Source organism: Sphingomonas sp. GW821-FHT09E03 (assembly GCF_059416225.1).
The window spans coordinates 326132-349747 of the sequence record NZ_JBWKOS010000002.1 but is presented as its reverse complement, the minus strand read 5'-3'; the positions used below and the strand labels follow the sequence as shown (position 1 = coordinate 349747).

26 protein-coding genes and 1 pseudogene are annotated in these 23616 nt (G+C 67.9%); 17 read left to right on the top strand and 10 right to left on the bottom strand.

Going from position 1 to position 23616, the window contains the following annotated elements; genetic code table 11:
* Window positions 1-9: 9 nt before the first annotated feature.
* Together AC07M8_RS05970 and AC07M8_RS05965 are read right to left on the bottom strand one after the other, a co-directional pair.
* Complete coding sequence (locus AC07M8_RS05970) at window positions 10-471, bottom strand: hypothetical protein (RefSeq protein WP_495173460.1); 462 nt, start codon at window positions 469-471, stop codon at window positions 10-12.
* Window positions 468-1571 carry an NAD(P)-dependent alcohol dehydrogenase gene (locus AC07M8_RS05965; RefSeq protein WP_495173459.1) on the bottom strand — a complete coding sequence of 368 codons (1104 nt, stop codon included), beginning with the start codon at window positions 1569-1571 and terminating at the stop codon, window positions 468-470. Before AC07M8_RS05965 ends, AC07M8_RS05970 begins: the two co-directional genes overlap by 4 nt.
* On the opposite strand from AC07M8_RS05965, the gene AC07M8_RS05960 reads away from it, so the two are divergent.
* The 4 genes from AC07M8_RS05960 (at window position 1570) to AC07M8_RS05945 (ending at window position 4773) form a co-directional block, all read left to right on the top strand.
* Window positions 1570-1857: a hypothetical protein gene (locus AC07M8_RS05960; protein ID WP_495173458.1), complete on the top strand. Its 288-nt coding sequence runs from the start codon at window positions 1570-1572 to the stop codon at window positions 1855-1857. The two genes, AC07M8_RS05965 and AC07M8_RS05960, sit on opposite strands and share 2 nt — an antisense overlap.
* Window positions 1854-2420 (top strand): DNA-3-methyladenine glycosylase I, encoded by a 567-nt coding sequence (locus AC07M8_RS05955; RefSeq protein WP_495173457.1) that lies wholly within the window; start codon window positions 1854-1856, stop codon window positions 2418-2420. Before AC07M8_RS05960 ends, AC07M8_RS05955 begins: the two co-directional genes overlap by 4 nt.
* Entirely contained in the window at window positions 2393-3820 is a 1428-nt protein-coding gene (locus AC07M8_RS05950) for an MFS transporter (protein WP_495173456.1), read from the top strand. The genes AC07M8_RS05955 and AC07M8_RS05950 overlap by 28 nt, the downstream gene beginning before the upstream one ends.
* Window positions 3821-3897: 77 nt before the next feature.
* Entirely contained in the window at window positions 3898-4773 is an 876-nt protein-coding gene (locus tag AC07M8_RS05945; protein WP_495173455.1) for an SDR family oxidoreductase, read from the top strand.
* A 27-nt stretch (window positions 4774-4800) separates the two neighbouring features.
* On the opposite strand, the gene AC07M8_RS05940 is transcribed toward AC07M8_RS05945, so the two are convergent.
* Both AC07M8_RS05940 and AC07M8_RS05935 read right to left on the bottom strand, forming a co-directional pair.
* Window positions 4801-5724, bottom strand: coding sequence for a VOC family protein (locus AC07M8_RS05940; RefSeq protein WP_495173454.1), 924 nt, complete (start codon window positions 5722-5724; stop codon window positions 4801-4803).
* A gap of 35 nt (window positions 5725-5759) precedes the next feature.
* The gene (locus AC07M8_RS05935) at window positions 5760-7118 is read right to left on the bottom strand and encodes a carboxylesterase/lipase family protein (protein WP_495173453.1); all 1359 of its coding nucleotides are present in this window, start codon (window positions 7116-7118) and stop codon (window positions 5760-5762) included.
* A 140-nt stretch (window positions 7119-7258) separates the two neighbouring features.
* Here AC07M8_RS05935 and AC07M8_RS05930 point away from each other — a divergent pair, with 140 nt between their 5' ends.
* On the top strand, window positions 7259-7960 hold the full coding sequence (locus AC07M8_RS05930) for a hypothetical protein (RefSeq protein WP_495173452.1): 702 nt from the start codon (window positions 7259-7261) through the stop codon (window positions 7958-7960).
* Between the two features lie 64 nt (window positions 7961-8024).
* Here the strand turns inward: AC07M8_RS05930 and AC07M8_RS05925 are convergent, their stop codons facing one another.
* From AC07M8_RS05925 to AC07M8_RS05910, 4 genes are all read right to left on the bottom strand, one after another.
* A complete protein-coding gene (locus tag AC07M8_RS05925; RefSeq protein WP_495173451.1) occupies window positions 8025-8882 on the bottom strand; it encodes a serine hydrolase in 858 nt (285 codons plus the stop codon).
* A gap of 86 nt (window positions 8883-8968) precedes the next feature.
* Window positions 8969-9727 carry a 3-keto-disaccharide hydrolase gene (locus AC07M8_RS05920; protein WP_495173450.1) on the bottom strand — a complete coding sequence of 253 codons (759 nt, stop codon included), beginning with the start codon at window positions 9725-9727 and terminating at the stop codon, window positions 8969-8971.
* Window positions 9724-11091, bottom strand: coding sequence for a Gfo/Idh/MocA family protein (locus AC07M8_RS05915; protein WP_495173449.1), 1368 nt, complete (start codon window positions 11089-11091; stop codon window positions 9724-9726). Before AC07M8_RS05915 ends, AC07M8_RS05920 begins: the two co-directional genes overlap by 4 nt.
* Window positions 11092-11146: 55 nt before the next feature.
* Entirely contained in the window at window positions 11147-12133 is a 987-nt protein-coding gene (locus AC07M8_RS05910) for a LacI family DNA-binding transcriptional regulator (protein WP_495173448.1), read from the bottom strand.
* A 110-nt stretch (window positions 12134-12243) separates the two neighbouring features.
* Here AC07M8_RS05910 and AC07M8_RS05905 point away from each other — a divergent pair, with 110 nt between their 5' ends.
* The 7 genes from AC07M8_RS05905 to AC07M8_RS05875 all read left to right on the top strand — a co-directional run bounded on the left by AC07M8_RS05905 (window position 12244) and on the right by AC07M8_RS05875 (window position 19267).
* The gene (locus tag AC07M8_RS05905; RefSeq protein WP_495173447.1) at window positions 12244-13476 is read left to right on the top strand and encodes an MFS transporter; all 1233 of its coding nucleotides are present in this window, start codon (window positions 12244-12246) and stop codon (window positions 13474-13476) included.
* A complete protein-coding gene (locus AC07M8_RS05900; RefSeq protein ID WP_495173446.1) occupies window positions 13473-14534 on the top strand; it encodes a sugar phosphate isomerase/epimerase family protein in 1062 nt (353 codons plus the stop codon). The genes AC07M8_RS05905 and AC07M8_RS05900 overlap by 4 nt, the downstream gene beginning before the upstream one ends.
* Window positions 14534-15691 (top strand): Gfo/Idh/MocA family protein, encoded by a 1158-nt coding sequence (locus AC07M8_RS05895; RefSeq protein WP_495173445.1) that lies wholly within the window; start codon window positions 14534-14536, stop codon window positions 15689-15691. Before AC07M8_RS05900 ends, AC07M8_RS05895 begins: the two co-directional genes overlap by 1 nt.
* Window positions 15692-16078, top strand: a complete 387-nt coding sequence (locus tag AC07M8_RS05890) for a c-type cytochrome (protein WP_267396589.1) — start codon at window positions 15692-15694, stop codon at window positions 16076-16078. It begins immediately after the preceding gene.
* A gap of 78 nt (window positions 16079-16156) precedes the next feature.
* Window positions 16157-16720, top strand: coding sequence for a gluconate 2-dehydrogenase subunit 3 family protein (locus tag AC07M8_RS05885; RefSeq protein WP_495173444.1), 564 nt, complete (start codon window positions 16157-16159; stop codon window positions 16718-16720).
* Window positions 16717-17559: a sugar phosphate isomerase/epimerase family protein gene (locus tag AC07M8_RS05880; RefSeq protein ID WP_495173443.1), complete on the top strand. Its 843-nt coding sequence runs from the start codon at window positions 16717-16719 to the stop codon at window positions 17557-17559. Before AC07M8_RS05885 ends, AC07M8_RS05880 begins: the two co-directional genes overlap by 4 nt.
* Before the next feature lie 22 nt (window positions 17560-17581).
* On the top strand, window positions 17582-19267 hold the full coding sequence (locus AC07M8_RS05875) for a GMC family oxidoreductase (protein WP_495173442.1): 1686 nt from the start codon (window positions 17582-17584) through the stop codon (window positions 19265-19267).
* A gap of 25 nt (window positions 19268-19292) precedes the next feature.
* Here the strand turns inward: AC07M8_RS05875 and AC07M8_RS05870 are convergent, their stop codons facing one another.
* Window positions 19293-19538, bottom strand: a complete 246-nt coding sequence (locus AC07M8_RS05870; protein WP_495173441.1) for a hypothetical protein — start codon at window positions 19536-19538, stop codon at window positions 19293-19295.
* A gap of 156 nt (window positions 19539-19694) precedes the next feature.
* On the opposite strand from AC07M8_RS05870, the gene AC07M8_RS05865 reads away from it, so the two are divergent.
* From AC07M8_RS05865 to AC07M8_RS05845, 5 genes and pseudogenes are all read left to right on the top strand, one after another.
* Window positions 19695-20534 (top strand): hydroxypyruvate isomerase family protein, encoded by an 840-nt coding sequence (locus tag AC07M8_RS05865; protein WP_495173440.1) that lies wholly within the window; start codon window positions 19695-19697, stop codon window positions 20532-20534.
* 115 nt (window positions 20535-20649) lie between these two features.
* On the top strand, window positions 20650-20961 hold the full coding sequence (locus AC07M8_RS05860) for a hypothetical protein (RefSeq protein WP_495173439.1): 312 nt from the start codon (window positions 20650-20652) through the stop codon (window positions 20959-20961).
* A 52-nt stretch (window positions 20962-21013) separates the two neighbouring features.
* Window positions 21014-21418, top strand: a complete 405-nt coding sequence (locus tag AC07M8_RS05855) for a hypothetical protein (RefSeq protein ID WP_495173438.1) — start codon at window positions 21014-21016, stop codon at window positions 21416-21418.
* A pseudogene (locus AC07M8_RS05850) lies at window positions 21369-21616 on the top strand (helix-turn-helix transcriptional regulator). The gene AC07M8_RS05855 and the pseudogene AC07M8_RS05850 overlap by 50 nt, the downstream one beginning before the upstream one ends.
* A 1-nt stretch (window position 21617) precedes the next feature.
* Complete coding sequence (locus AC07M8_RS05845) at window positions 21618-22523, top strand: alpha/beta fold hydrolase (RefSeq protein WP_495173437.1); 906 nt, start codon at window positions 21618-21620, stop codon at window positions 22521-22523.
* Between the two features lie 74 nt (window positions 22524-22597).
* Here AC07M8_RS05845 and AC07M8_RS05840 read toward each other — a convergent pair whose 3' ends face one another.
* Window positions 22598-23488, bottom strand: coding sequence for a LysR family transcriptional regulator (locus tag AC07M8_RS05840; RefSeq protein WP_495173436.1), 891 nt, complete (start codon window positions 23486-23488; stop codon window positions 22598-22600).
* Between the last annotated feature and the right edge of the window lie 128 nt (window positions 23489-23616).

Below are 23616 nucleotides of genomic sequence, written 5' to 3'. Positions count from 1 at the left end.
GCGACCCCGTCAGGTCCGGCTCGCCGCCTTGGCTGCGGCGGCGGTGACAAGGCCAAAGACCAGGTGGTTGACGCCGTGCATGCCGATCGTCGCCGGATCGGCGCGCCACTCCGGCTCCTTCACGCCGAGCGCGGGGCCGGCGAGCCAATGCGCCGCGACGTAGAAGGCAAGGCCGAACGCCAGCCCGCTCGGGATCACCGCCGCATCCTCGTCGGTCGCGGCGGCATAAGCGGCGGCGGCCAGCGCGGACAGCGCCAGGTGACCACCCTGGATCACCGCCTGCTCGCGCGCGCTCGGCAGCGCCGCGGCGTCCGGCGTGTCGAGGCCGACCCGACGGGCCGACGCGCGCTCGAGCGTGGCGAGCTCGGATGGCTCGCCGCTCTTGCGCTCGCCGGCGATCAGCATCGCGGTGATGCCGAGGCCGGCGACGAGGCCGCCGGCGATAGCGCCGGCGAACCGGCGGCCGCTCATGCGGCCTCGGCCTTGTCCTGCGCCAGACTGGCGGCATCGATCACGTAGCGGAAGCGCACGTCGCCCGATTTCACCTTCTTATACGCCTCGTTGATCTCCTGGATCGGAATCAGCTGCACATCGGGCGCGATGCCGTGTTCAGCACAGAAGTCGAGCACCTCCTGGGTCTCGGCGATCGAGCCGATCAGCGAGCCGCCGATCGTCTTGCGGCCCATGATCAGTTCCTGATGATTCCAGCCGGGCATCTGCGTGAGCGCGCCGACCGAGACATAGGACGCGCCATGCGCCAGCAGCGGGATGAACGGATCGACCTTGTGCTTCTCAGGAATGGTCGAGAGGATGAAGTCGAACTGCGCCTCCAGCGCCGCAAACGCCTCCTTGTCGCCCTCGACGACGCCCTTGGCGCCCAGCTTCTCGGCTTCGGCGACCTTCTCGCGCGTCGTGGTGAACACCGTCACCTCCGCACCCATCGCCCGGGCCAGCTTGACCGCCATGTCGCCAAGCCCGCCGAAGCCGACCACGCCGACCTTGTGCCCTGCCTTCACGCCCCAATGCTTGAGCGGCGAATAAGTGGTGACGCCGGCGCACAGGATGGGCGCCGCCGCCTCGACCGGCAGCGAGGCGGGGATCTTGAGCACGAAATCCTCGCGCACGACGATCACGTCGGAATAGCCGCCGAACGTATTGTCGCGGCCATACATGTTCTCGCCCGTCTTCGCCTGCGCCGCGGGCTTCATCGGGCCGTTGTACGTGGCGAGCCAGCTGTTCGGCCCCTCGCAATATTGCTCCTCGCCCGCCTTGCACGGCGCGCATTCGTGGCAGCTGTCGATCATGCACCCGACGCCGACCAGATCGCCGACGGCATGCCTGGTGACTGCCGATCCCGTGGCGGCGACCCGCCCGACGACTTCGTGCCCGGGCATGCATGGGTAGACGGTGTTGCCCCAGTCATTCTCGCACTGATGCACGTCCGAATGACAGACGCCGCAGTACAGGACCTCGATCTGCACCTCGTTGGGCTTGGGCTCGTCGCGCTCGATCTCGAGCGGCTTCAGCCGCGAGAAGCTGTGCTTGGCGGCATAGCCGGTGGCCTTGATCATGATCGTCTACCTTGCTGTTCGGGTCTGCACGGCTCAACGCGTCTGTCCTGATCGCTATCCCGCCAATCCGACGGCTCGGCGGAAAGCATTTCGACGCCCAAGCCAGATGCATTCTGCTGTCGAACGCATGGTCGAGCGGGGCTTTGCCTACCTATCCTGCGATGCGGGCCAGCGGTCGCGCCGGTCGAGCCATGACCCGCAGCAAGCCATCGACATGGCGGCGCAAGCCGGGCATCGGTTGATCGGCATGCTCCGCAACGATCCCACCTGGCGGGCCGGACGATGACCCTGTCTGAGCCACCGCGCTGCCGTTGGGCGCAGTCGGACCCCGTGCTGGCGCGCTATCACGACAGCGAATGGGGCGTGCCCGAGCATGATGGCCGCGCGCTGTGGGAAAAGCTGATGCTCGACGGCTTCCAGGCGGGGCTCGCCTGGATCACCATCCTGCGCAAGCGTGACGCCTTCCGCGCCGGGTTCGCCCAGTTCGACCCCGAGGCGGTGGCGCGGTTCGGCGAGAAGGACGTTACCCGGCTGCTCGGCGACGCGGGCATCGTCCGCTCGCGCGCCAAGATCGAGGCGACGATCGGCAACGCGCGCGCTTACCTCGCGATGCAGGCGGCGGGAGAGGACTTCGCGCCGTTCGTGTGGGGGTTCGTCGGCGGCGCGCCGATCGTCGGCGATGGCCACAAGGCGCTCACCCGATCGCCCGAATCCGAGGCGCTGTCGGCGGCGCTCAAGAAGCGCGGGTTCAAGTTCGTCGGGCCGGTCATCGTCTATGCCTGGATGCAGGCGTGCGGGCTGGTCGACGATCATGAGGCGTCGTGCTTCCGGCGACACGCGGCGGCATGACCCCGGCGGCGACGACGGCGCACGAGCGCGACGGTGCGGCGCGGGGCGAGGCCGGCGCGATCGCCCATCCCCGCTGGACGATCGCGGCGACGATGCTCGCCTCCAGCCTCGCCTTTATCGATGGCTCGGTGACGAACGTCGCGCTGCCGGCAATGGGCAAGGACCTCGGCGGCGACGCGGCGACCCTGCCCTGGATCATCAACGCCTATCTGCTGCCGCTGTCCGCGCTGCTGCTGCTCGGCGGCGCGTCCGGCGATCATGTCGGCCGGCGCCGGATGCTGATCGCGGGTATCCTCCTGTTCGCGCTGGCCTCCGTCGGCTGCGCGCTCGCGCCCGATCTGCACGTCCTGCTCGCGTCGCGCACGCTGCAGGGCATCGGGGCTGCGATCCTGATGCCGAACAGCCTTGGGATCCTCGGCAGTTCGTTCGCCGGCGAGGCGCGCGGCCGTGCGGTGGGCACCTGGGCCGCCGCCGGCGCGATCGCCAGTGCGATCGGACCGCCGCTGGGCGGCTGGCTGATCGACGCCGTCGGCTGGCGCTCGATCTTCTATCTGAACCTGCCCGTCGCCGCCGCCGCGATCCTGATCGCGTCGCGCTACGTCGCGGAGAGCGAGCCCGAGGACAGGCCGCTCGACTGGTCCGGCGCGCTCCTCGCGACGGCGGCGCTCGGCAGCCTGACCTGGGCGCTGACGCTATGGTCGTCCCGCCATGGCGCGTCCGCGGCAAGCTGGGCCGGCGTCGGCGCCGGCGTGCTGCTGCTGCTCGGCTTCGTGTGGAACGAGCGGCGGCGGGGCGACCGGGCGATGATGCCGCTCGCGCTGTTCGCGTCGCGCCCGTTCATCGGGCTGACGCTGCTCACGCTGATGCTCTATGGCGCGCTCGGCGGCCTGCTCGTGCTGTTGCCATACCTGCTCATCGTCGGCGGCGCGTTCAGTACGACGCAGGCGGGGCTGGCGCTGCTGCCGTTCGCGATCGTGATCGGCACGACGTCGCGGCTGGCCGGGCGGCTGGCCGAGCGGATCGGCCCGCGCTGGCCGCTCACGATCGGCCCGATCGTCACCGGCGCGGGATTCGCGCTGCTTGTCCGGGCCGATCCCCAGGCGAGTTACTGGACCAGCATCCTGCCGGGGATGGCCGTGATCGCGCTCGGCATGGCGGGTGCCGTCGCTCCGCTGACCACAGCCGTCCTCTCCTCGGTCGACGATCGCCATACCGGCACCGCCTCGGGCTTCAACAGCGCGGTCGCCCGCACCGGCGGCCTAATCGCGACGGCGCTCGCAGGTGCGGTCATCGCGGTCCCGGCGGCTGAGCTAGCGGGTGTGTTCCACATCGCCGCCATCGTTTCGGCGGGCTTCGCCACGGCCGCAGGTTTGATCGCCTTCCTGACGTTACGGACCTGAGCGACTGCTGCCACTCGGCAGGGCGACGGCACGTTATCGGTCGCGAGCCGTTCAGCGCCTTCCACAGGAGCCGACACATGACCGACGATCCGCGCACCAGCCAGCCGACGAGCTTCCCCGACGAGCCGCAGCAGCCCAGCCCCGGTCTGACCGTGAACATGAGGACCAAGCCCGATCACGGCGAGCAAAGCTATGTCGGCAAGGATCTGCTGACGGGCAAGGTGGCGCTGATCACCGGCGGAGATTCGGGCATCGGCCGGGCGGTAGCGATCGCCTATGCACGCGAAGGCGCGGACATCGCCATCGCCTATCTCGCCGAAGAACAACCCGACGCCGAGGAAACGCGCGCCTGGGTGGAGAAGGCGGGGCGCCGCTGCTTGCTGCTGCCCGGCGACATCCGTGACCGGAACCATTGCGAAGCGCTGGTCGAGCGGACGGTCGCAGAGCTCGGCGGCCTCGATGTCCTGGTCAACAACGCCGCCGCGCAGACGATGAACGAGGGTCTGGACAGCATCGACGATGACGAGATGCAGGGCGCGTTCGCGGTCAACGTCTTCGCGATGATCCGCCTCGCCAAGGCGGCCGCGCCGCACATGAAGCCGGGCTCGGCGATCGTGAACACCACCAGCGAGCAGGCCAAGGTCGCCGGCAAGAGCATGATCGTCTACGCCGCGACCAAGGGCGCGATCTCCAGCCTGACGGTCGGCTTGTCGAACCTGCTGGCGGCCGACGGCATCCGCGTCAACGCGGTCGCCCCCGGCCCGATCTGGACGCCGATCCAGCCGATCGCCAAGTCACCCGACGAGCTCGAGACGCTCGGCCACAACACCCCGCTGGCACGCGCCGGTCAACCCGCCGAACTCGCGCCGGCCTATGTGCTGCTCGCATCGGCGGAGGGCAGCTACATGTCGGGCAACGTCATCGCCGTGACCGGCGGCGTGCCGATCTCCTGAGCGGTCGCGAGCGGACGTCCGGCGCCGTCAGTGCGTCGGGCTGTCCGCGGTGAACGGCGAGCAGCAGGGCTTGGTCACCGGCTGGAACTCCATCAATTCCACCCGCGTGCCATCGGGATCGTAGAGGTTCGCCTGCCACTTGCCGTCGAGCCCCATCTGCGGGCCGTCGTGACGCGGGCTGAGCCGGTCCTCGGCGATCAGCCTGGTCACCGCCGCCTCCATGTTGGCGACGCCGAGCGACAGGTGGTTGAGCACGCCAAGCTCGCGGGTGTCGATGCGGGCCTCGTCGGTGGTCGAGCCCGGGCCGACCATCATGTACTCAAGCCAGTCGTGCCCGTCGGGAACCTGCTGCGAGATCCAGTCGGTGGCGCCCTCCTTCATCGCGCCGTGCCAGTAGGGCCGGAAGCCGAGCAGCTCGCGGTAGAAGCCGTCCTCGGCCGCACGGTTGCGCACGGCATAGCCGATGTGGATGATCCGTCCGCTGATCGCCCCGGGCGTCACCTGCGTCGCGCCGCCGACCGGCTGCACGAAGCGGATCTCGTTGCCCTCGGGATCGCGAGTGCCGAACCAGCGCTCGCCGGCGGCGGCGGTCGCCAGCGCCGTCACCGCCTTGACGCCCCGGCCGATCAAATAGCGGCGCAGCGCCGCGGCATCGGCGGTCGTATAGGCGACATGCGCCAGCCGGCTCGGTCCATGTCCCGCCGGCAGCGGCAGCACCTCGACATACTGTTGATCGCTGAACAGATAACGGACGCCGCCCTGATCCTCGGGATCGGCGACCTTGCTCGCCCCGAGCACGCGCCGGTAGAAATCGTCGGACGCGACAGGGTCGGCGGTGTAGACCGCCAGGTGCGACACGCCGGTGATCGCCGGGCGCGACACCGGCTGCGCCGCGGGGGCCGTTCCGGCCAGGGCGGCGACGGCCGCCAGGATCAATGCTCGTCCGATCATGCGAAGCCTCGTTGCTGCAGGTGGGGGGACTCGGCCTATTCGGCCGCGACTTGGGCACGGCCGCCGCGGGTGAGCGTCATCATCGCGCGATCCGCGGCGCTGTAGGGACGCCACGCCGGCGCGCCGCCGCCGTTGGGATCACCGGTCTTGACGAAATTGACCAGATAACCGCTGATCGCGCGCGCCGCGGCGCGATCGGTGGCGGTGGTCGCCGCACCATATTTGATGTCGGCGGTGTCGAAGAAGAAGGGAATATCGGTGGCGTGCGCCGCGCCCTTGGTCGCCGGCGTTTGCGCCGAGCTCGCGACATAGTCGAAGCGGTAGTAATAGACCGGCACCTTCTGCCCGGCGAACAGCCCGGCAAGGTCACGGGCACCGGCGATCATCTGCCCGGTCGCGCCGCCGATGTCGTCGCTGGTGGCGCCGATCATCACCGGCACATGCGCGAACCGTCCCGCCTGATAGGCGGCGAGGCTGTCGACGAAGGTATGGCCATCGGGAACGGGGCCTGCATAGCCCGGGCGGTTCATCGAGGCGAGGTTGAGCCCGCCGATCACTTGCTCGGCGGGCAGGGCGCGCAGCTTCGCGGCCGCCTGCGGATCATCGGCGGCGATGCCGTTGCTCGCGGCAAAGGCGATGCCCGCCGCCTCGGCGGTCGCGAGCGACGCGCCGTTGCTGGACGCGGTGCCGCCGGACTGCACCACCGCGCGGCGGAACAGCCCGGTCGCCGCCGGCGACGTCAGCAGCGCATGGACCGACATGCCGCCGGCGCTCTCGCCGATGATCGTGACATTGGCCGGGTCGCCGCCGAAGCGCGCGATATTGGCCCTTACCCAGCGCAACGCGGCGAGCTGATCGAGCAGCCCGTAGTCGGCATCCGCGGGCGCGAGCTGCGGGTGCGCGAAGCTGCCGAACCGGCCAAGCCGATAGTTGAAGCTCACCACCATGATGCCCGCCCGCGCCAGCGCCGCGCCGCTGTAGGTCGGCGGCGACGACCCGCCGTTGACGAAGCCGCCGCCATAGATCCACACCATCACCGGCAGCGTCTTCGCTGCGCCCGCCGGCCGCCAGACGTTGGCATAGAGGCAGTCTTCCGCCGGCGCGGTGCCGAGCGGCGCCGCGTCGCTCGGGAACGGCAGCTGCATGCAATCGGCGGCATAGGCGCTCGCGTCGCGCACCGCGCTCCAGGGCTTCGCCGGCTGCGGCGCGCGCCAGCGCAGCGGCCCGACCGGCGGCGCGGCGAAGGGAATGCCCTTGAACGAGACCACGTCCGCCTCGGTCACGCCGCGGACCGGCCCGTTGGTGGTGCGCACGACCGGCGCAGTCTGGGCGACCGCCGCCCCCGCCGTCATCATGCCCGCCACGGCCGCCACGCGTAGAATGTTGGACCTCATGCGCCCCTCTCCGGATCATTCTTGTTTGGCAGCCTCGATGACACGTCCGCCGCCTCCTGGGCAACCAGTTCGTCGCCACCGAGGAAACAACTGGCTGCCAGGATCGCGCATTGTAAGCTGCTGCCGGTGGAGGAAAGCGGATGATGGGCAAGGTAGCAGCGTGGGCATCAGCCGGGATATGCGGCGGATTGGCGCTTGTCAGTGTCGTCGCCGACGGGCGCCAGCTCACCCCACCGGCGGTATATAGTGGCTCCGGCCAGCCTCCCGCCCGGGCAGCGGTGCCGAAGGACAGCGCTCTCAACATCGTCCAGATCCCTGAAGCCTCGCTACGGAAGCTGTTCCGCATCGACCCGGCCTATCACCGTGCCGCGGCGGCGAGAATCAACGTCGTCGGCGCCTTTGCCGTCGCGGCGCCAGCCGGCACCCACCTTGCGACAGCCTGGTCGATGGGGTTTATGCCAATCATCCTGCAGTTCAGCGACGGGCGATGTTTCAAACTCGACGCCGACTATATCGGCAATTCGCTTTCCAGCGGCCGGGTTACTACCACGAGCTGTGCGGGACCACGCGGCGGTGACAAGCCGTTGGCGCCGCCGCCATCGAGCCGGCCGCTGCGACCGATCGGCTCTTCCTGGGGCTTTGATGCGTGGACAGGCGATCATGGGCGCACCGCGATCGTGACCGCTCCCCAATTGAAGACCAGTGAACCACTGTTCACGGCGCAAATGACTGTGACGGCCATCATGGCGATGACGAGCATCGACTCCCCCAGCGGCAATGTCACGCTCGTGGGAAATGTCGCGGGCAAGCTGACGGTGGTGACGCTGGACGTGGGCTGGTGACCGATGGCCAAACACCCCGGTCAAAGGCTCCTTTCTGAACGAACAACCTATCGGTCATTACCGCTCACCGCAAACGCATGAACAGCGTGAGCGCGTTGCGGACGCTGTCGGCGAAGCGATCGTAGATCATGCGCGAAACCTCGGCGATGACGGGCTGGCGATCGCGTCCCCCTCGCGCGAACACCGCGACGGCCAAGCGCCGGCCATCGGGCATGGTGATGAACCCGACATCGTTGGTGACCCCGTCGAGCGTGCCGGTCTTGTCCTCCACCGGCGTCCCGGCGGGCAGCAGCGCGCGGATCCGGCGCGTGCCGGTCGCGCATCGGCTCATCAGATCGAGCAGGATCGAACGGCTTTGCGCGGAGAGGACGCTGCCGGTATCGAGCTTGTTCAACAGCGCGACCATCGCGATCGGCGTCGCCACATCCTTGCTATCGGCGAGGTGGCCGCGCTCTCGCAGCAGCTGGGCGATGGTCCGGTCCACCCGGATGCCGGTGATCTTGTGCGACCACAGCCACTGCTGGACCGCGGTGGGGCCACCGACCGCGGCCAGTAGCTGATCGGCCGCCTGATTGTCGCTATGGACGATCATCAGCTCCATCACCTTCGCGGCGGGACGGCCGGCGATCGTGTCGCCGAGGCTGCGTCGCCCCAGATCGACCTCGGTGAGATAGGCGGCGGCGATGGCGACCTTGACCGTGCTCGCCATCGGAAACGGGGTATCGCCGTTGATGGCGACGGCCGAGCCATCGCGCAGGTCAATCGCGGCGATCCCATATTCACCGGGATGGGTCGCGATCAGCGTGCTCAGCGCTTGCTCAAGCCCGATCAGCTCGGGTGAGCTGGCGCTCGCCGGTGACGCGATGAGCAGGCTGGCGGCGATACCGGACAGAAGCAGGCGAGACAGGGGAAGGCGCATCATCATCCTTGGGGACCGTTCCTGGGCGAATGGCGCATGGTAGCAGACCAACCTGAACACATCGTGTTGCACGCCCGGCTGCGTCATCATCAGGGCAGGTCGCGGATCCAGATGTTCCGGAAGCTGATCGGCGCGCTGGGATCGCCGTGATCCTGGAGCTTAATCGGCGCGCGGCCGTGCGGCTTGTAGCTCGGCTGGCCGATATATTGGGTGGGCCCTTTCAACACGCTGTGATCCTGCACCAGCACGCCGTTGAAGAAGACGGTCACGCTCGCCGGGCGGTTGACGCCGCCATCGGCCGCGAAGACCGGCGCGGTCCACACCACGTCGTAGCTCTGCCATTCGCCGGGCGCGCGCGCAGGGTTGCCGAGCGGGATGAGCTGCTTGTAGATGCTGCCCGCCTGCCCGTTGACATAGGTCTTGTTGCGGTAGCTATCCATGATCTGCAGCTCATAGCCGTCGTCGCCCTTGCCGGTGGAGGCGAGGAACAGGCCGCTGTTGCCGCGCGCCTGCCCCGTGCCGGTGATGCCGGCGGGGACGCGCCACTCGAGGTGCAGCTGATAGCTGCCGAAGCGGCGCTTGGTCTCGATGTTGCCCGTCCCCTTGGCGACGGTGACGACGCCACCGGCGACGGTCCAGCGCGCCGGGGACCCATCCTTCACGCTGACCCATTGCGACAGATCGCGCCCGTCGAACAAGCGAATGGCGTCCGCGGGGGGCGGTGCCGACACGAACGCGCCGGGCACCACGACGGGCGGCTCGGGCGTCCACACCTCGGTATCCTCGGGCTTGGCAGACGGCGTCGCCTGGACGGCGAGCAGCGTCGCCACGGTGAACAGCGTTTTCACAGCATCCATCCTTCACGATAATGGCGGTCGAGAAACTGGTTGGCGTCGGCGAGGTTGGTGATGCGGCCGGCTTGGCCGTCATAGCGGATCGGCTGGCCGGCGCGCATCGCGACCATGCCGAGCAGCATGGTCTCGTTCAGCGTCACGGCATCGGCGAACGGCGACGATGCCTTGGCCTCGCCCCGGATCGCCGCAATCCAGTTCAGCTCGTGGCCGTCGCGACCACCGGCAATGCGCGACAGGCTCGGCGGGATCGCCGCCGCGCGCGGCGCCGTGCCCTCGCCGATCAGCACCGGCTTCTCGCCATAGGTTTCGTGCATCAGCATGCCCTTGTCGCCGACATAAAGAACGCCGCCGCCGGGGTTCATCACCACGCCCGCCGGCAAACCGGCCGGGGTCGGCGGCATCAGCCCACCGTCATACCAGGTGAGCCTGATCGCTCCGCCCGGCGCATTGCCGAAGTCGAAAAAGGTGGTGCCGGCCAGCGGATAGCTGCCGAGCTCCGCCGGCGGCTTGTCGTCCCAGAGGTTGTCGTCGCCGCCCCACATCGAGTGGCGGCTTTCCACCGCGGTGGGCAGCCCGAGCGACAGCGCCCACAGAGGAAAGTCGAGCAGGTGTGCGCCCATGTCACCCAGCGCCCCGACCCCGAACGGCACCCAGCCGCGCCAGTTGAAATGAGCATAATCGGGATGATAACCCCAGCCCACCGTCGCCGGGCCGAGCCACAAGTCCCAATCGAGGCTTGCCGGCGCCGGCACCGGGGCAGGGCGGGCAATCCCCTGCGGCCAGACGGGGCGGTTGGTCCAGGCATGGACCTCGCTCACCCGGCCGATCACACCGCCGCGGATCAGCTCCACCACCCGCCGCCCGTCATCGCCCGAATGGCCCTGATTGCCCATCTGCGTCACCAGCTTGGGCCTGGTCGCCGCGAGCGCGTTCAACACCCTGCCCTCGCGGACCGTGTAGGTCAGCGGCTTCTGCACATAGACGTGCAGGCCGCGTTCCATCGCCATCTTGGCGGCGACGGCGTGGTGCTGATCGGGGGTGGCGATCAGCACCGCATCGATATCGCGCTGCTTGTCCAGCATGCGCCGATAGTCGGCGTAGCGCGTGGCGCGATCATAGGCGGCGCGCAGCGGTGCCATCTCCGGCCTGGTCGCGCCCTTGGCATCGACCAACGATTTGGCAACGTGACCGAAATCGACATCGGCCGCCGCGACGATGTTCTGGCCGGTCAACTTGCTCATGTTGCTCGCGCCCATGCCGCCGGCGCCGATCACCGCGATGTTGACGCGGTCGCTCGGCCGGAGGCGCCGGGCACCCGCGACGGCGGGCAAGGCAAGCGAGGCGGCAGCACCCAGCATCGCTCGTCGTGAAATAGTGGTTACCTCCACATCGCTCTCCTCCTTGTCGGACGGCTTATCGCACCGCTCCGGTTGTTCGCCGCACGATCAGTTCGTGCGGCAATGGCTCTGGTACGGCAACCTGCCCGGTTCCGCGCAGCAGGTCGACCAGAAGCTCCACCGTGCGCCGGCCGATCGCTTCGGTCGGCTGCGCGATCGTGGTCAGCGCCGGCTGGAAGAAAGCGGCGAGCGGCAGGTCATCGAACCCGATCACCGACACATCTTCCGGGCAGGACAGGCCCGCGGCCCTGATCGCGCCGATCGCGCCGAGCGCCATAACGTCGCTGAAGCAGAAGATGGCGGTGACGCCGGCGGCGATCAGCCGCGCCGCGCCGTCGAACCCTGATTGCGCCGAATAGTCGCCGCGCGCGATGCCGAGGTCGAGACCGCGCCGCGCGGCCGCGGCGCTTGCCCCGGCGAGCCGGTCGCGGCTGGGCGGACTGACGTCGGGGCCGGTGACCACGCCGATCGCCCGATGCCCGAGGTCGGCAAGATGCACGATCGCATCAGCACCCGCCGCGGCATTGTCGATGTGCACGCTCGGCACGCCGAGATCCGCGCTATATTCGCAGCCATTGACGATCGGCGCCCGTTCGCCCGCGGCGAGCGCCGCCAGATTGTCCGGGAGATGATGGCCGAGGAAGACCAGGCCATCCACCTCGCGCCGCAACAGCATCGCGCCATATTGATCCTCGATGTCGGGATCGTGACGCGTGTCGCCCAGCACCACCCCGTAGCCGGCATCGCGCGCCGCCTCTTCCGCGCCGCGGATGACGCTGGCGAAGAACGGATTGGAGATGTCGGGCACCGTGACCAGGATCTTGGCGGCACGCAGCGTGCGCAGCGAGCGGGCGGCGACGTTCGGGCGGTAGCCCAGCGCGGCCACCGTCTCGAGCACGCGGTCGCGGGTGTGCGGCAGGACCCGCTCGGGGCGGCTCAACACGCGCGAGACGGTCGCGGTGGAGACACCGGCGGCGGTGGCGACATCGATGATCGTCGGCATGTCCCCCCTCTCCCCGGCGCACCGATGTAATCCTTTACATCCGCCTTTGCGCGCCATAGTCAACGGGCAGAGGCGAGCAAATCGCACGGGAGAGGTGAGGAATGGCCACAATGGGCTCGACTGTTCCCCAGGGCATGCCGCGACTGCTGACCGGCCGCCTGAGCGCGCTGATGTTCATGCAGTTCTTCGTCTGGGGCGCGTGGAACGTGACGCTCGGCCTCGTCATGCAGACCGCCGGGCTCGGCACCATGATCGCCAACGCCTTCTCGGTGGGCCCGATCGCCTCGATCGCCGGATCCTTCCTGCTCGGCATGGCCGCGACCCGCTATCTCAGCCCCAAATTGCTGATGGTGCTCCTGCATCTCGTCGGCGGCGCGATCCTGTTCTACCTGCCGGCGCTGGTGACGCCGGAGCATGGCGGCGAGTTCGTCTGGCTGCTGCTCGGCTACATGATCCTCTACATGCCCACCGTCGGCCTCGCGAACACGATCGCGTTGAAGAGCTTCGGCGAGCGCGTCGATCGCTTTCCCTTCGTGCGCGCGTTCGGCACGCTTGGCTGGATCGCGGCGGGGCTGCTCATCGGCTGGGCGCAGCTGTCCGCCAGCCCCGAGATCTTCCGCGTCGCCGCGATCGTCTCGGTCGCGCTCGGTCTTTACAGCTTCACCCTGCCCAACGTCGCGGCCGATGCGCCGCCCGGCGGCAGCCTGGTTCGCCAGGTGCTCTGCGTCGACGCGTTCGCGCTGTTGCGCCAACGCTCGTTCCTGGTCTTCATCGCCTGCGCGACGCTGATCTCGATCCCACTGGCGATGTATTACGCCTATGCCTCGCCCTATGTCGCGGCGGCGGGGATCAGCAATGTCGGCGGCACGCTGGCGATCGGGCAGATGTCCGAGCTATTGTTCATGTTCTCGATGCCGCTGCTCTACCGTCGGTTCGGGGTAAAGCCGCTGCTGCTCGTCGGCATGATCGCCTGGGCGGCCCGCTATGCCCTGTTCGCGATCGGCGACGGCGGGTCATCGCTCTGGGCGGTCTACTCCGGGGTGGCGCTGCATGGCGTATGCTATGACTTCTTCTTCGTCGCCGGCGCCATCTACACCGGCACCATCGCCGAACCGAAGGGCGTCAACGCGCAGGCGCAGGGCATGCTGACGCTGTTCACCTATGGGGTCGGCATGCTGCTCGGCTCGCAGATCGGCGGGCTGCTCTACGCACAGCTGCCGGCGACGCCGTCGATCGCCGACTGGCACGGCATGTGGTGGTATCCCGCGATCGCCGCGGCCGCCATCGCGCTGCTCTTCCAGCTGACGTTCAAGGACAGGTCGCGGATGGAGGCACGGCCATGATCGCAATGAAGGGGCCCGCCATCTTCCTCGCCCAGTTCCTGGGCGACGCAGCGCCGTTCGACACGCTGGACCACCTCGCCGAATGGGCCGCGGGCCTGGGCTATGTCGGGGTGCAGATCCCCTGCGACCCACGACTCATCGACCTGTCGCTCGCCGCCAGCAGCAAAGACTATTGCGACGACCTGCGCGGGCGATTGGCGCGACACGGCATCGAGCCGACCGAACTGTCGACGCACATCCAGGGCCAGCTCGTCGCCGTGCATCCGGCCTATGATGCGCTGTTCGACGGCTTCGCGCCGGCCGAACTGCGCGGGCGACCGGCCGAGCGGCAGCGCTGGGCGGTGGAGCAGGTCACCCTCGCGGCGCGGGCGAGCGCCAACCTCGGCCTGGCCGCCCATGCGACGTTTTCGGGCGCGCTCGCCTGGCCCTATGTCTATCCCTGGCCGCAGCGCCCCGCCGGCCTGGTCGAAGAGGCGTTCGCCGAGCTGGCGCGGCGCTGGACGCCGATCCTCGATGCGTTCGATGACGCCGGCGTCGATTGCGCCTTCGAGATCCATCCGGGCGAGGATCTGTTCGACGGCGCGACCTGGGAACGGTTCCTCGCCGCCGTCAACCAGCATCCGCGCGCGCGGATGCTCTTCGACCCATCGCACTTCGTGCTGCAGCAGCTCGACTATCTCGATTTCCTCGATCGATATTACAACCGCATCGCCTGCTTCCACGTCAAGGATGCGGAATTCAACCCGAACGGGCGCACCGGCGTCTACGGCGGCTATGAAAGCTGGGTGGACCGCGCCGGTCGCTTCAGGTCGCTCGGCGACGGCCAGGTCGATTTCGGCGCCGTGTTCAGCAAGCTTGCCCAATATGATTATGCCGGCTGGGCCGTGCTCGAATGGGAATGCGCCTTGAAGCATCCTGAGGACGGTGCGCGCGAAGGCGCACCGTTCATCCGCGACCACATCATCCGGCGCACCGAGCATGCGTTTGACGACTTTGCCGCGAGCGGCGCGGATGCGGGCGCGATCCGCACGCTCCTCGGCCTGGCGACGGACCGCTGATGCCGCGGCAGCCGCTTCGCCTGGGCATGGCCGGTGGCGGCGAAGGCGCGTTCATCGGCGCCGTGCATCGCCGCGCTGCGGCGCTGGATGGCGAATGGCGGCTGGTTGCCGGTTCGTTCAGCTCCGATGCGGGGCGCAACACCCGCACCGGCGACGCTCTGGGGCTGGACGCCCGGCGCGTCTACGCCACGCTGGACGCGATGATCGCCGGCGAGCACGCCCTGCCGGCGGCCGAGCGCATCGACGCGATCGCGATCGTCACCCCCAATTATCTCCACGCGCCGATGGCGATCGCCGCGCTCGCGGCCGGGTTTCACGTGATGTGCGAGAAGCCGATGGCGATGAGCGTCGCGGAGGCGGAGGCGATTGCTGCAGCGGTGTCGGCCAGCGGGCAGCAGTTCGCGCTGGCCTTCACCTATGCCGCCTATCCGCTGATCGAGGAGGCGCGGCTGCGCGTCAGCCGGGGCGACCTCGGACCGATCCGCCTCGTCCAGGTGGAGTATCTTCAGGGCTGGTTGAGCCAGGCGATCGATCGCGAGGGCAACCGCCAGGCCGAATGGCGCACCGATCCGGCACGGGCAGGCGCCGGCGGCTGCCTCGGCGATATCGGCACCCATGCCTTCCAGCTGGCCGAGCATGTCTCCGGCTTGCGGGCAGACACGCTGTGCGCGGATCTTGCCACCCATGTTGCGGGGCGCCGGCTCGACGACGATGTCAGCGCGCTGCTCCGCTTCGAGGGTGGTGCGCGCGGCGTGCTCAAGGTGACGCAGGTCGCGGCCGGCGAGGAAAACGGGCTGCGGCTGCGCATCCACGGCACCCAGGGCGGGCTGGAATGGTCGCAGATGGAGCCGAACACGCTCACCCTGCGCTGGCTTGACCGGCCGACCGAGCAGGTCCGCGCCGGTGGACCGTCTCTGGACCCGAGCGTCGCCGCGCAGTTCCGCACGCCATCCGGTCACCCCGAGGGCTATATCGAGGCGTTCGCGAACATTTACCGCGGCCTGGCTGCGGCCATTCGCGGCGAGGAGCACCCGCGCTTTCCCGATATCGCCGATGGCCTGCGCACGATGCGCTTCGTCGAGGCGGTCGTGGCGAACGCCGCGTCTGACAGCAAGTGGCATGCGATCGATCGTGATAAAGAACACAGGAGAGACTGAATGAAGCTGCTGTTGGCGTTCACCGGAGCGGCAATCGGGATCGGGGTGTTCGGCCTCGTGACCGCGCCGTCAATCGCGCAGGCTCCCGCATCCAGCGCACAGGTGTTCGGGCAATGTCGCGCGTGCCACACGGTCGAGAAGGGCGGGCGCAACGGCATCGGGCCGAACCTCAACGGCGTCTTCACCCGCCCGGCAGCCTCGGCGCCCGGTTACACTTACTCGCCGGCGCTGAAGAAGGCGGGGCTCAAATGGGACGACAAGACCCTGTCGACCTTCCTGGCGGGCCCGCAGAAATTGGTTCCGGGCACACGCATGCCGATCGGCGTCGCCGACCCGGCCAAGCGGGCGGCGATCATCGCCTATCTGAAGGCCGAAACGGCAAAATAACGAATGGCCGCCGCCCCTTGCCTACCGTCATAGCGGCGGCGGTGGACGGCAGAGACACGGAAGCCGGGAGAGAGAAGCATGATCATTGATCGCAGAAGTGCGTTGATCGGCGTCGCCGCGATGTTCGGCAGCACCCTGTTCGCGCCGATCGCGCGCGCCGCCGGGCGCGACGCGCGGCCCGTCATCGATATCGGTGCCCCGAGCGTGAGGGTATTCACGCCGGCCCAGCATGCCACCATGACCGCGCTCAGCGACCGTGTCATCCCGACCACCGACACGCCGGGCGCGATCGCCGCGGGCGTGCCCGACTATATCGACAAGCTGCTCGCCGATTGGTCGCTGCCGACAGAGCGTCTGCCCATTATCGCCGGGCTCGATGCCATCGAGGCGCGCAGCATGGCCGAGCACAAGCTGTCGGCCGCCCGGGCGACGCCGGCGCAGCAGGACGCGCTGCTGACCGCGGCAATGGACAATCGCTTCGCCGGTGGCGCCGACTTCTTCGACAAGTTCCGCCAGCTCGTCATCACCGGCTATTACACGTCGGAGATCGGCATGACGCAGGAGCGCGAATATTTGCCGGTGCCAGCCGAATATAATGGCGCCTTCCTCTATTCCAACGTCAACAAGGTGTATTCGGCATGATCATGGATCGGCGTCATGTTCTCATGGGCTTAGGCGGCACCGCGGCCTTGGCGATGCTCGGTATGTCATCAGGCGCCACGGCCAAACAGATCGGCGCGGTGGGCCTGCAACTCTACACCGTGCGTGACGTATTCGAGAAGGACCCGGTCGGCACCTTGGAGAAAATCGCCCGCATCGGCTATCGCGAGGTCGAGTTCGGCGGTGGTGGCTATGACACCATGGATCATGCCATGTTGCGCCGCACGCTCAATCGGCTGGGGCTGAAGGCACCGTCGGTGCACATCCCCTATCCGATGCTGACGGACCGGTTCGACGCCGCGGTGACGATGGCCAAGACCTTGGGAGCGGAAACGGTGATCCTGCCGTGGCTGCCCGACGAGCAGCGCACGGAGGCAGGGTTCGAGCCGGTCCTGCGCAATCTCGATCCCCTCGCCAAGCGGTTACGCGCGGCAGGGCTCGGCTTTGCCTATCACAACCATGACTTCGAGTTCACGGGCCGGTCCAAGGGTGTGCGCCTGTACGACCGGCTGATCGCGGAGACCGATCCGGCGCTCGTCAAGTTCGAGCTCGATCTTTATTGGGCCGCGCACGCCGGCGCTGATCTGCCAGGCCTGGTGAAGAAGCTGGGCGGGCGGCTCTACTCGTTCCACGTCAAAGACATGCGCGCCGATCGATCGATGGCGGCGGTGGGCACCGGCACGATCAACTTCGCCGCCCTGTTCCGCCTGCCAAGCGCGGCCGGCGTGCGGCATTTCTTTGTCGAGAACGACCAGGCACCGGCTCCCTATTTCCCCGACATCACGACCAGCTACCGCAACCTCGCCGCGCTGCGGTTTTGATCCTGCAAGGAAGGTACCCATCATGGCATCGACCGATCGGTTTGACGCGATTGTCATCGGTTCAGGGGTCAGCGGCGGCTTTGCGGCCAAGGAACTGACCGAGAAGGGCTTGCGCGTCCTGATGCTCGATCGCGGCCACATGGTCGAGCACCAGGAGGGCTATACGTATGACGGCAAGCCCGCCTTCGAGCTTCCCGCGCGCGGCACCGTTCCGCCGCAGGTCGTCGCCAGCGATTATTTCATCGCCAAATACGGCTATGTGTCGACCAGCAACCTGCAATTCTACAATGACGACCGGCTGAACCCTTATGCGTTCGATGAGGGCAAGGAGTTTCGCTGGATTCGGCCGGCGGCGGTGGGCGGCAAGTCGCTGATCTGGGGGCGGTGGAGCTTTCGCTGGAGCCCCGATGATTTCGAGGCCAACAAGCGCGAGGGCGTCGGCGGCGACTGGCCGATCCGCTACCAGGATCTCGAGCCCTGGTATGCCTATGTCGAAAAGTACATCGGCGTGTCAGGCTCGCGCGAAAATTTGCCGTATCTGCCCGACAGCGAATTCATGCCGCCGATGCCCATGAACGTCGCCGAGAAGTGGGTGAAAGGCGGCCTCGAGACGAACTTCCCTGGCCGCAAGCTGATCCACGCGCGCTTGTCGAACATCACCGAAGACAAGCCCGAGCAAAACCGGACCAAGTGCCAGTTCCGCAATCAGTGCAGCAACGGCTGTTCGTTCGGCGCCTATTTCTCGACGCAGGCGGTCACCCTGCCCGCGGCGCGGGCGACGGGGCGGCTGACGCTCCAGTCCGATGCCGTGGTGACGAATCTGGAATATGATGCCGCCGCCAAGCGCGTCACCGGCGTGCGGTACATCGATGCGACGACCGGCCAGGCGCAGACGGTACGCGCCAATCTGGTGTTCCTCTGCGCGTCGACGATCGGATCGGTGCAGATCCTGATGAACTCGCGCGCGCCGGGCAGCGAGCGCAGCCACTTCGATGCCAGCGGCACGCTCGGCCGCTATGTCATGGACCATATCTTCCGCGTCAACGTCAGCGGCGATATCCCGGGCATGGAGCAATATATCGAATATGGCCGCCGTCCCGGGCAGGTTTATATCCCGCGGTTCCGCAACATGGCCGGTACCGACGACGGCCTCGGCTTCAAGCGCGGCTACGGCTATCAGGGTGGTGCCCACCGCCCGGTGGCGGAGCCGGTCGGTTTTGGCGCGTCGATGAAGAATGGCCTGCGCCGCTACGGTGGCTGGAAATTCGGGATGGGCGCGTTTGGCGAGTGCCTGCCCTATGAGGACAATCGGGTGACGCTCCACCCGAGCAAGGTCGACCGCTTCGGCGTCCCGCTGATGCGGTTCGATGTCTCCTTCCGCGACAATGAGCTGAAGATGATGGCGGACGCGCGCGAGCAGGGCGAGAAGATGCTGCGCGGGGCGGGGCTGACCAACGTCACCAGCAGCGAGGAAAAGCACGTCCCCGGCGACGCGATCCATGAAATGGGCGGCGCCCGCATGGGCCGCGACCCGCGCACGTCCGTCCTCAACGGCGCAAACCAGGCGCATGAGGCCAGCAACCTCTATGTCACCGATGGCGCTCAAATGGCCTCGGCGGCGTGCGTCAACCCGTCGCTGACGTTCATGGCCCTGACGACGCGCGCGGCGGACCATGCGGTGAAGACCTTGCGCACGACGGCGGCGTAGCAATAATGCGCTCGCCGCGGCGCGATCAGCGCGGCGTCGCGGCCGCACCGGGGATGGTCGGGTTGCCGGTGCCCGGAGCCCCCGGCGGGACCACCCCGTCCGGCTCCCGCGGCGGCGGTGTTCTGGTCGGTGTGGGCGTACGTCGCGACTTGGGATGGCCGGCGGCAGCGACCGTGGCCTTTTCCCGATCAGGAGCAGGTCTCGACGAGGTGTCGGGCGCGCCCGATTGCCCCATCGCCGGTGTCGCCGCCATCAGGGCAGCGGCGGTCATCACCAGGTCCAGCATGCTCGCCTCCTCGGATCAACGATCCCATCAGCCTGGAGCATCAATGCCGAACCGGAACGTCGGGTTCCACGGCGCGCAGCTGCGCGCGCGGATCGCCTGCCGGGAGGCTGCGGCGCCAGGCGTGCCAAGGAATCACCAGCGATGATCACCCGCCGCGCCGTCATCGGTTCGTCCGCCGCCGCCTTGACGATCGCGGGGCTCCCCGCCGTTGCCGCCCCGGCCGGCAGGCTGAAGCAATCGGTCAGCCGCTGGTGCTACAACGATATCCCGCTTGATCGGCTGTGCGCCGCCGCGGCACGCATCGGGCTGCAAGGGATCGATCTGCTGTCGCCGGCCGATTACGACACGCCGCGCCGCCACGGGCTGCGCTGCACGATGGGCTATGCCGCCGACATCATGACCATCGCCAATGGCCTCAACCGGCGGGAGAATCACGCAGCGATCGAGCGGGCCTTCCGCATCGGCATTCCCCAGGCCGCCCAGGCAGGCGTGCCCAACGTGATCGCCTTCTCGGGCAACCGCCGGGGCCTGTCCGACGAGGAGGGGCTGGCCAATACCGTGGCCGGCCTAAACCGGGTCAAGCGAATCGCCGAAGACCATGGCGTGACGATCTGCATGGAGCTGCTCAACAGCAAGCGGGACCACCCCGATTACATGGCGGACCATACCGCCTGGGGGGCGAGCGTCGCCAAGGAGGTGAATTCGCCGCGGGTTAAGCTGCTGTACGATATCTATCACATGCAGATCATGGAAGGCGATCTGATCGACACCATCAGAAAGGACATCCAGTGGATCGGTCATTTCCACACCGGCGGCGTGCCGGGGCGCCACAACCTCGACGATGTGCAGGAAGTGAATTGGCGCGCGGTCGCCCGCAGCATCGCCGACCTCGGCTTCCAGGGCTATGTCGCGCATGAATTCGTGCCGCAAGGCGACCCGCTGTCGGCGCTGACACAGGCGGTACGAACCTGCACCGTCTAGACCGATCACCGCCAGATCAGCCGAACAGTCAGGCTCAGGCGCGGCAGGCAGATCGCTTCGGCGGATGCTGCGGCCAAGACGCCGCGACATGCGTTGATGCGCCGGGAGAATAGCGATGAACGACCTGACCGCCGCACAGATTGGCATTCGACGATCTGCGGAAATGGCCGCCGTGTTCATGATCGGCGACGGTCTGCTGGGCTTGCTCCAGCCGAAGCGGCACGTGGGCCTTTGGCGATCGGACATCGGCGCCGTCGACGTCCTCGTGCGCCCGTTCGACGCTCATCCGGCACGCCGTCGGGCGTATGGCCTGCTGCAACTCGGCGCCGGCTTGATCCTTGCTGCGACGCTGAAGGTGCCTGGCAGCAATCGCGGCGCACCTGATCCGCAACATGCGCAACAAAAACGTAAAGCACGCTTGACGTAAAGCCTACTTTCCATGACAAGCTTCCTTCACACCGAATCGAAGGAGGTTGCCCATGCACTTCTCAGCCGCCCGGCAGCGCTACAACCGCCGTGTCCTGATCCTGGCGGTCGCCTACGCCGCCTTGCTCTTCCCCGTCGTCTTCCTGCTCTCTCGTCATCTGGTGGGAGGACCGGCGGCCTTCGCGCTCGGTGTTCTGCCAGCGCTGCCGGTCGTCGGCTTCTTCGTCGCGGCGGGGACGTACCTCGTCGACGAGCATGACGAGTATCTGCGCCTGCTGTTCACCCGCCAGTCGCTCGTCGCCACCGGGCTAGCGATGACGGCAGCGACGGTGTGGGGGTTTCTCGAGGGGTTTGATCTGGTGCCTCATGCGACCGGCTATGCCTGGCCATGCGTCTGGTTCGCCGGGCTTGCCGCGGGGCGCTGCATCAACACCATGGTCGAGCGGGGAACGGCATGAACAACCACTCCGCGCCCTCCGGGCGGAGCGTGGGTGGAGCCAGCAGCAGCTCGGCGAGATGCTGGAGGTCAGCCGCCAGAGCGTCAACGCGATCGAGACCAGCCGTTACGCCCCCCGCTACCGCTCGCCTTCACGATCGCGGCGCTGTTCGCCCTTGCCCTCGACGACGTGTTCATCAGCCCATCCAAGGAGAAGTGATATGATCCGCCACCTCGGCTTGCGCCTTGCCGCCGCCGGCATGACGCTGGGCCTCGTGTCCCATCCCGCGGCCATTCACGCTGCGGCGCCGGCCCCCGCCACGCAGATGGCGCACCTGTCGGTCGTCGCGACTGGCAAGGGGCCGCCGATCATCCTGATCCCGGGCCTGTCCAGCCCACGCGCGGTGTGGGATGGCGTCCTGCCCGGGCTTGTTAAGGCGCACCGCGTCTTTGTGGTGCAGGTGAACGGCTTTGGCGGCGATGCCCCAGGCGCCAATCTGTCGCCGGGCATCCTCGACGGGGTCGTCGCCGACCTGCACACGCTGATCGGCGCTGAGAAAATCGCCGGCGTGGCCGTGGTCGGCCATTCGATGGGTGGGCTGGTCGCGCTGATGCTCGCCAAGGCGCATCCGGGCGATGCCGGCAAGCTGATGATCGTCGACTCGTTGCCGTTCATCGGCACTCTATTTGCTCCGGCTGCGACCGTCGCCATGGTCGAGCCACGCGCCAAGGCCATGCGCGACGCGCAGGTGGCCAGCTATGGCCAGCCCGGCAGCGATGCGCTGGCACAGGCGACCGCGGATCGACTTGCCGCCAAACCGCCGTCGCGCGCGCTGGTGGCGGCCTGGGTCAAGGCGGCCGACCCCCGCGTGGCAGGCCAAGCCATGTACGAGGACATGACCACTGACCTGCGCCCGGGCATGAAGACGATCATCGCCCCGATCACGCTCGTCTACCCCTGGTCGGCAAACGGCCCGACCAAGTCGCAGGCCGACGCGCTGTACCGCGCCGCCTATGCGGACGTGCCGCACATGAGCTTCGTCGCTGTTGGCGATTCCGCTCATTTCGTGATGCTCGACCAGCCAGCGTTGTTCCGACAAGCGCTTGATGCATTTCTGGCGCGCTGATCAAAGGACCAGGGATACTGGGCCTGCGCACAGCCATCGGGCTTCGTGCGGGCCTCGTCGATAGGCGTTGATGGCTAGCGGGGCGAGAGCCCAGCAAGCAGCGGGGCATGGCCGGCGATCCTGCGGGAGATGAATTCGGTAAAGAGCCGGACCCGCTTGGTCTTGCGGGTCTCTCCCTGCGTGAGCGACCACAGCGCCCCGTAGCGGTGCCGCTCGGCGCCCGGCACTCGCGCCAGGAGCGGGTCGGCATCGCCGATGAAACACGGCAGCGTCGTCATCCCCAACCCTTGCTGTACGGCAACGATCTGCGCCGCGGCATCGGTGGTCCTGAACGGAACCCCGGTGGCAGCCAGCTCACCCGCGCTGGCCCAGTCGGGAATGCCGTGACGGCTGATGACGATCCAGCGGATCGGACCCGGCGCGCCTGCCTGCCATGCCGCCAGTCGATCGCGCGACACATAGACGGCGCCGAACAGATCCGGTCCCTTGAGGCCGTGAAGATTGAGCGGCAGCGTCTTGCGGTCATACACGACGCGGATGGCCACATCGGCCTCGCGGTTGGTCAGGTTCGTCAGTTCGCCGGACGACAGGATGTCCATCTCGATGTCCGGATGCAGGCGCGCGAACTCGGCAAGGTCCGGCATCAGCAGATGCGTCGCGAGCGTTGGCGCCAGCGTCACCCGCAGCAGCCCGCGCACGCTCTGGTCGCGCCCGAGCACGCGCGTCTCGAGCCGGTGCGACGTTGCTTCCATCTGGCTCGCGAACTCGAGCACCTCCTCGCCCGCCGTCGTCAGCCGATAGCCCGACGGCAGCTTTTCGAACATTTGCGTGCCGAGCCGTCCCTCGAGCTGGGCGACGCGCCGCAGCACGGTTGAATGCGTGACCCCGAGGCTCTCGGCACCGGCCCGCAGCGAGCCGCCGCGCGCCACGGCGAGAAAGTAGCGAACATCATCCCAGTCGATCATGGTGCATTCCCGCGCCGCATTACGCGACGTCACAAGGGTCGGTTGGCCTGATCGTAAGCAGGGAAGCGCGTGGATCAAGCGCGTCTCGTCAACCACCGGTTCGTATTTGCACCATCGATGTGCGGGCT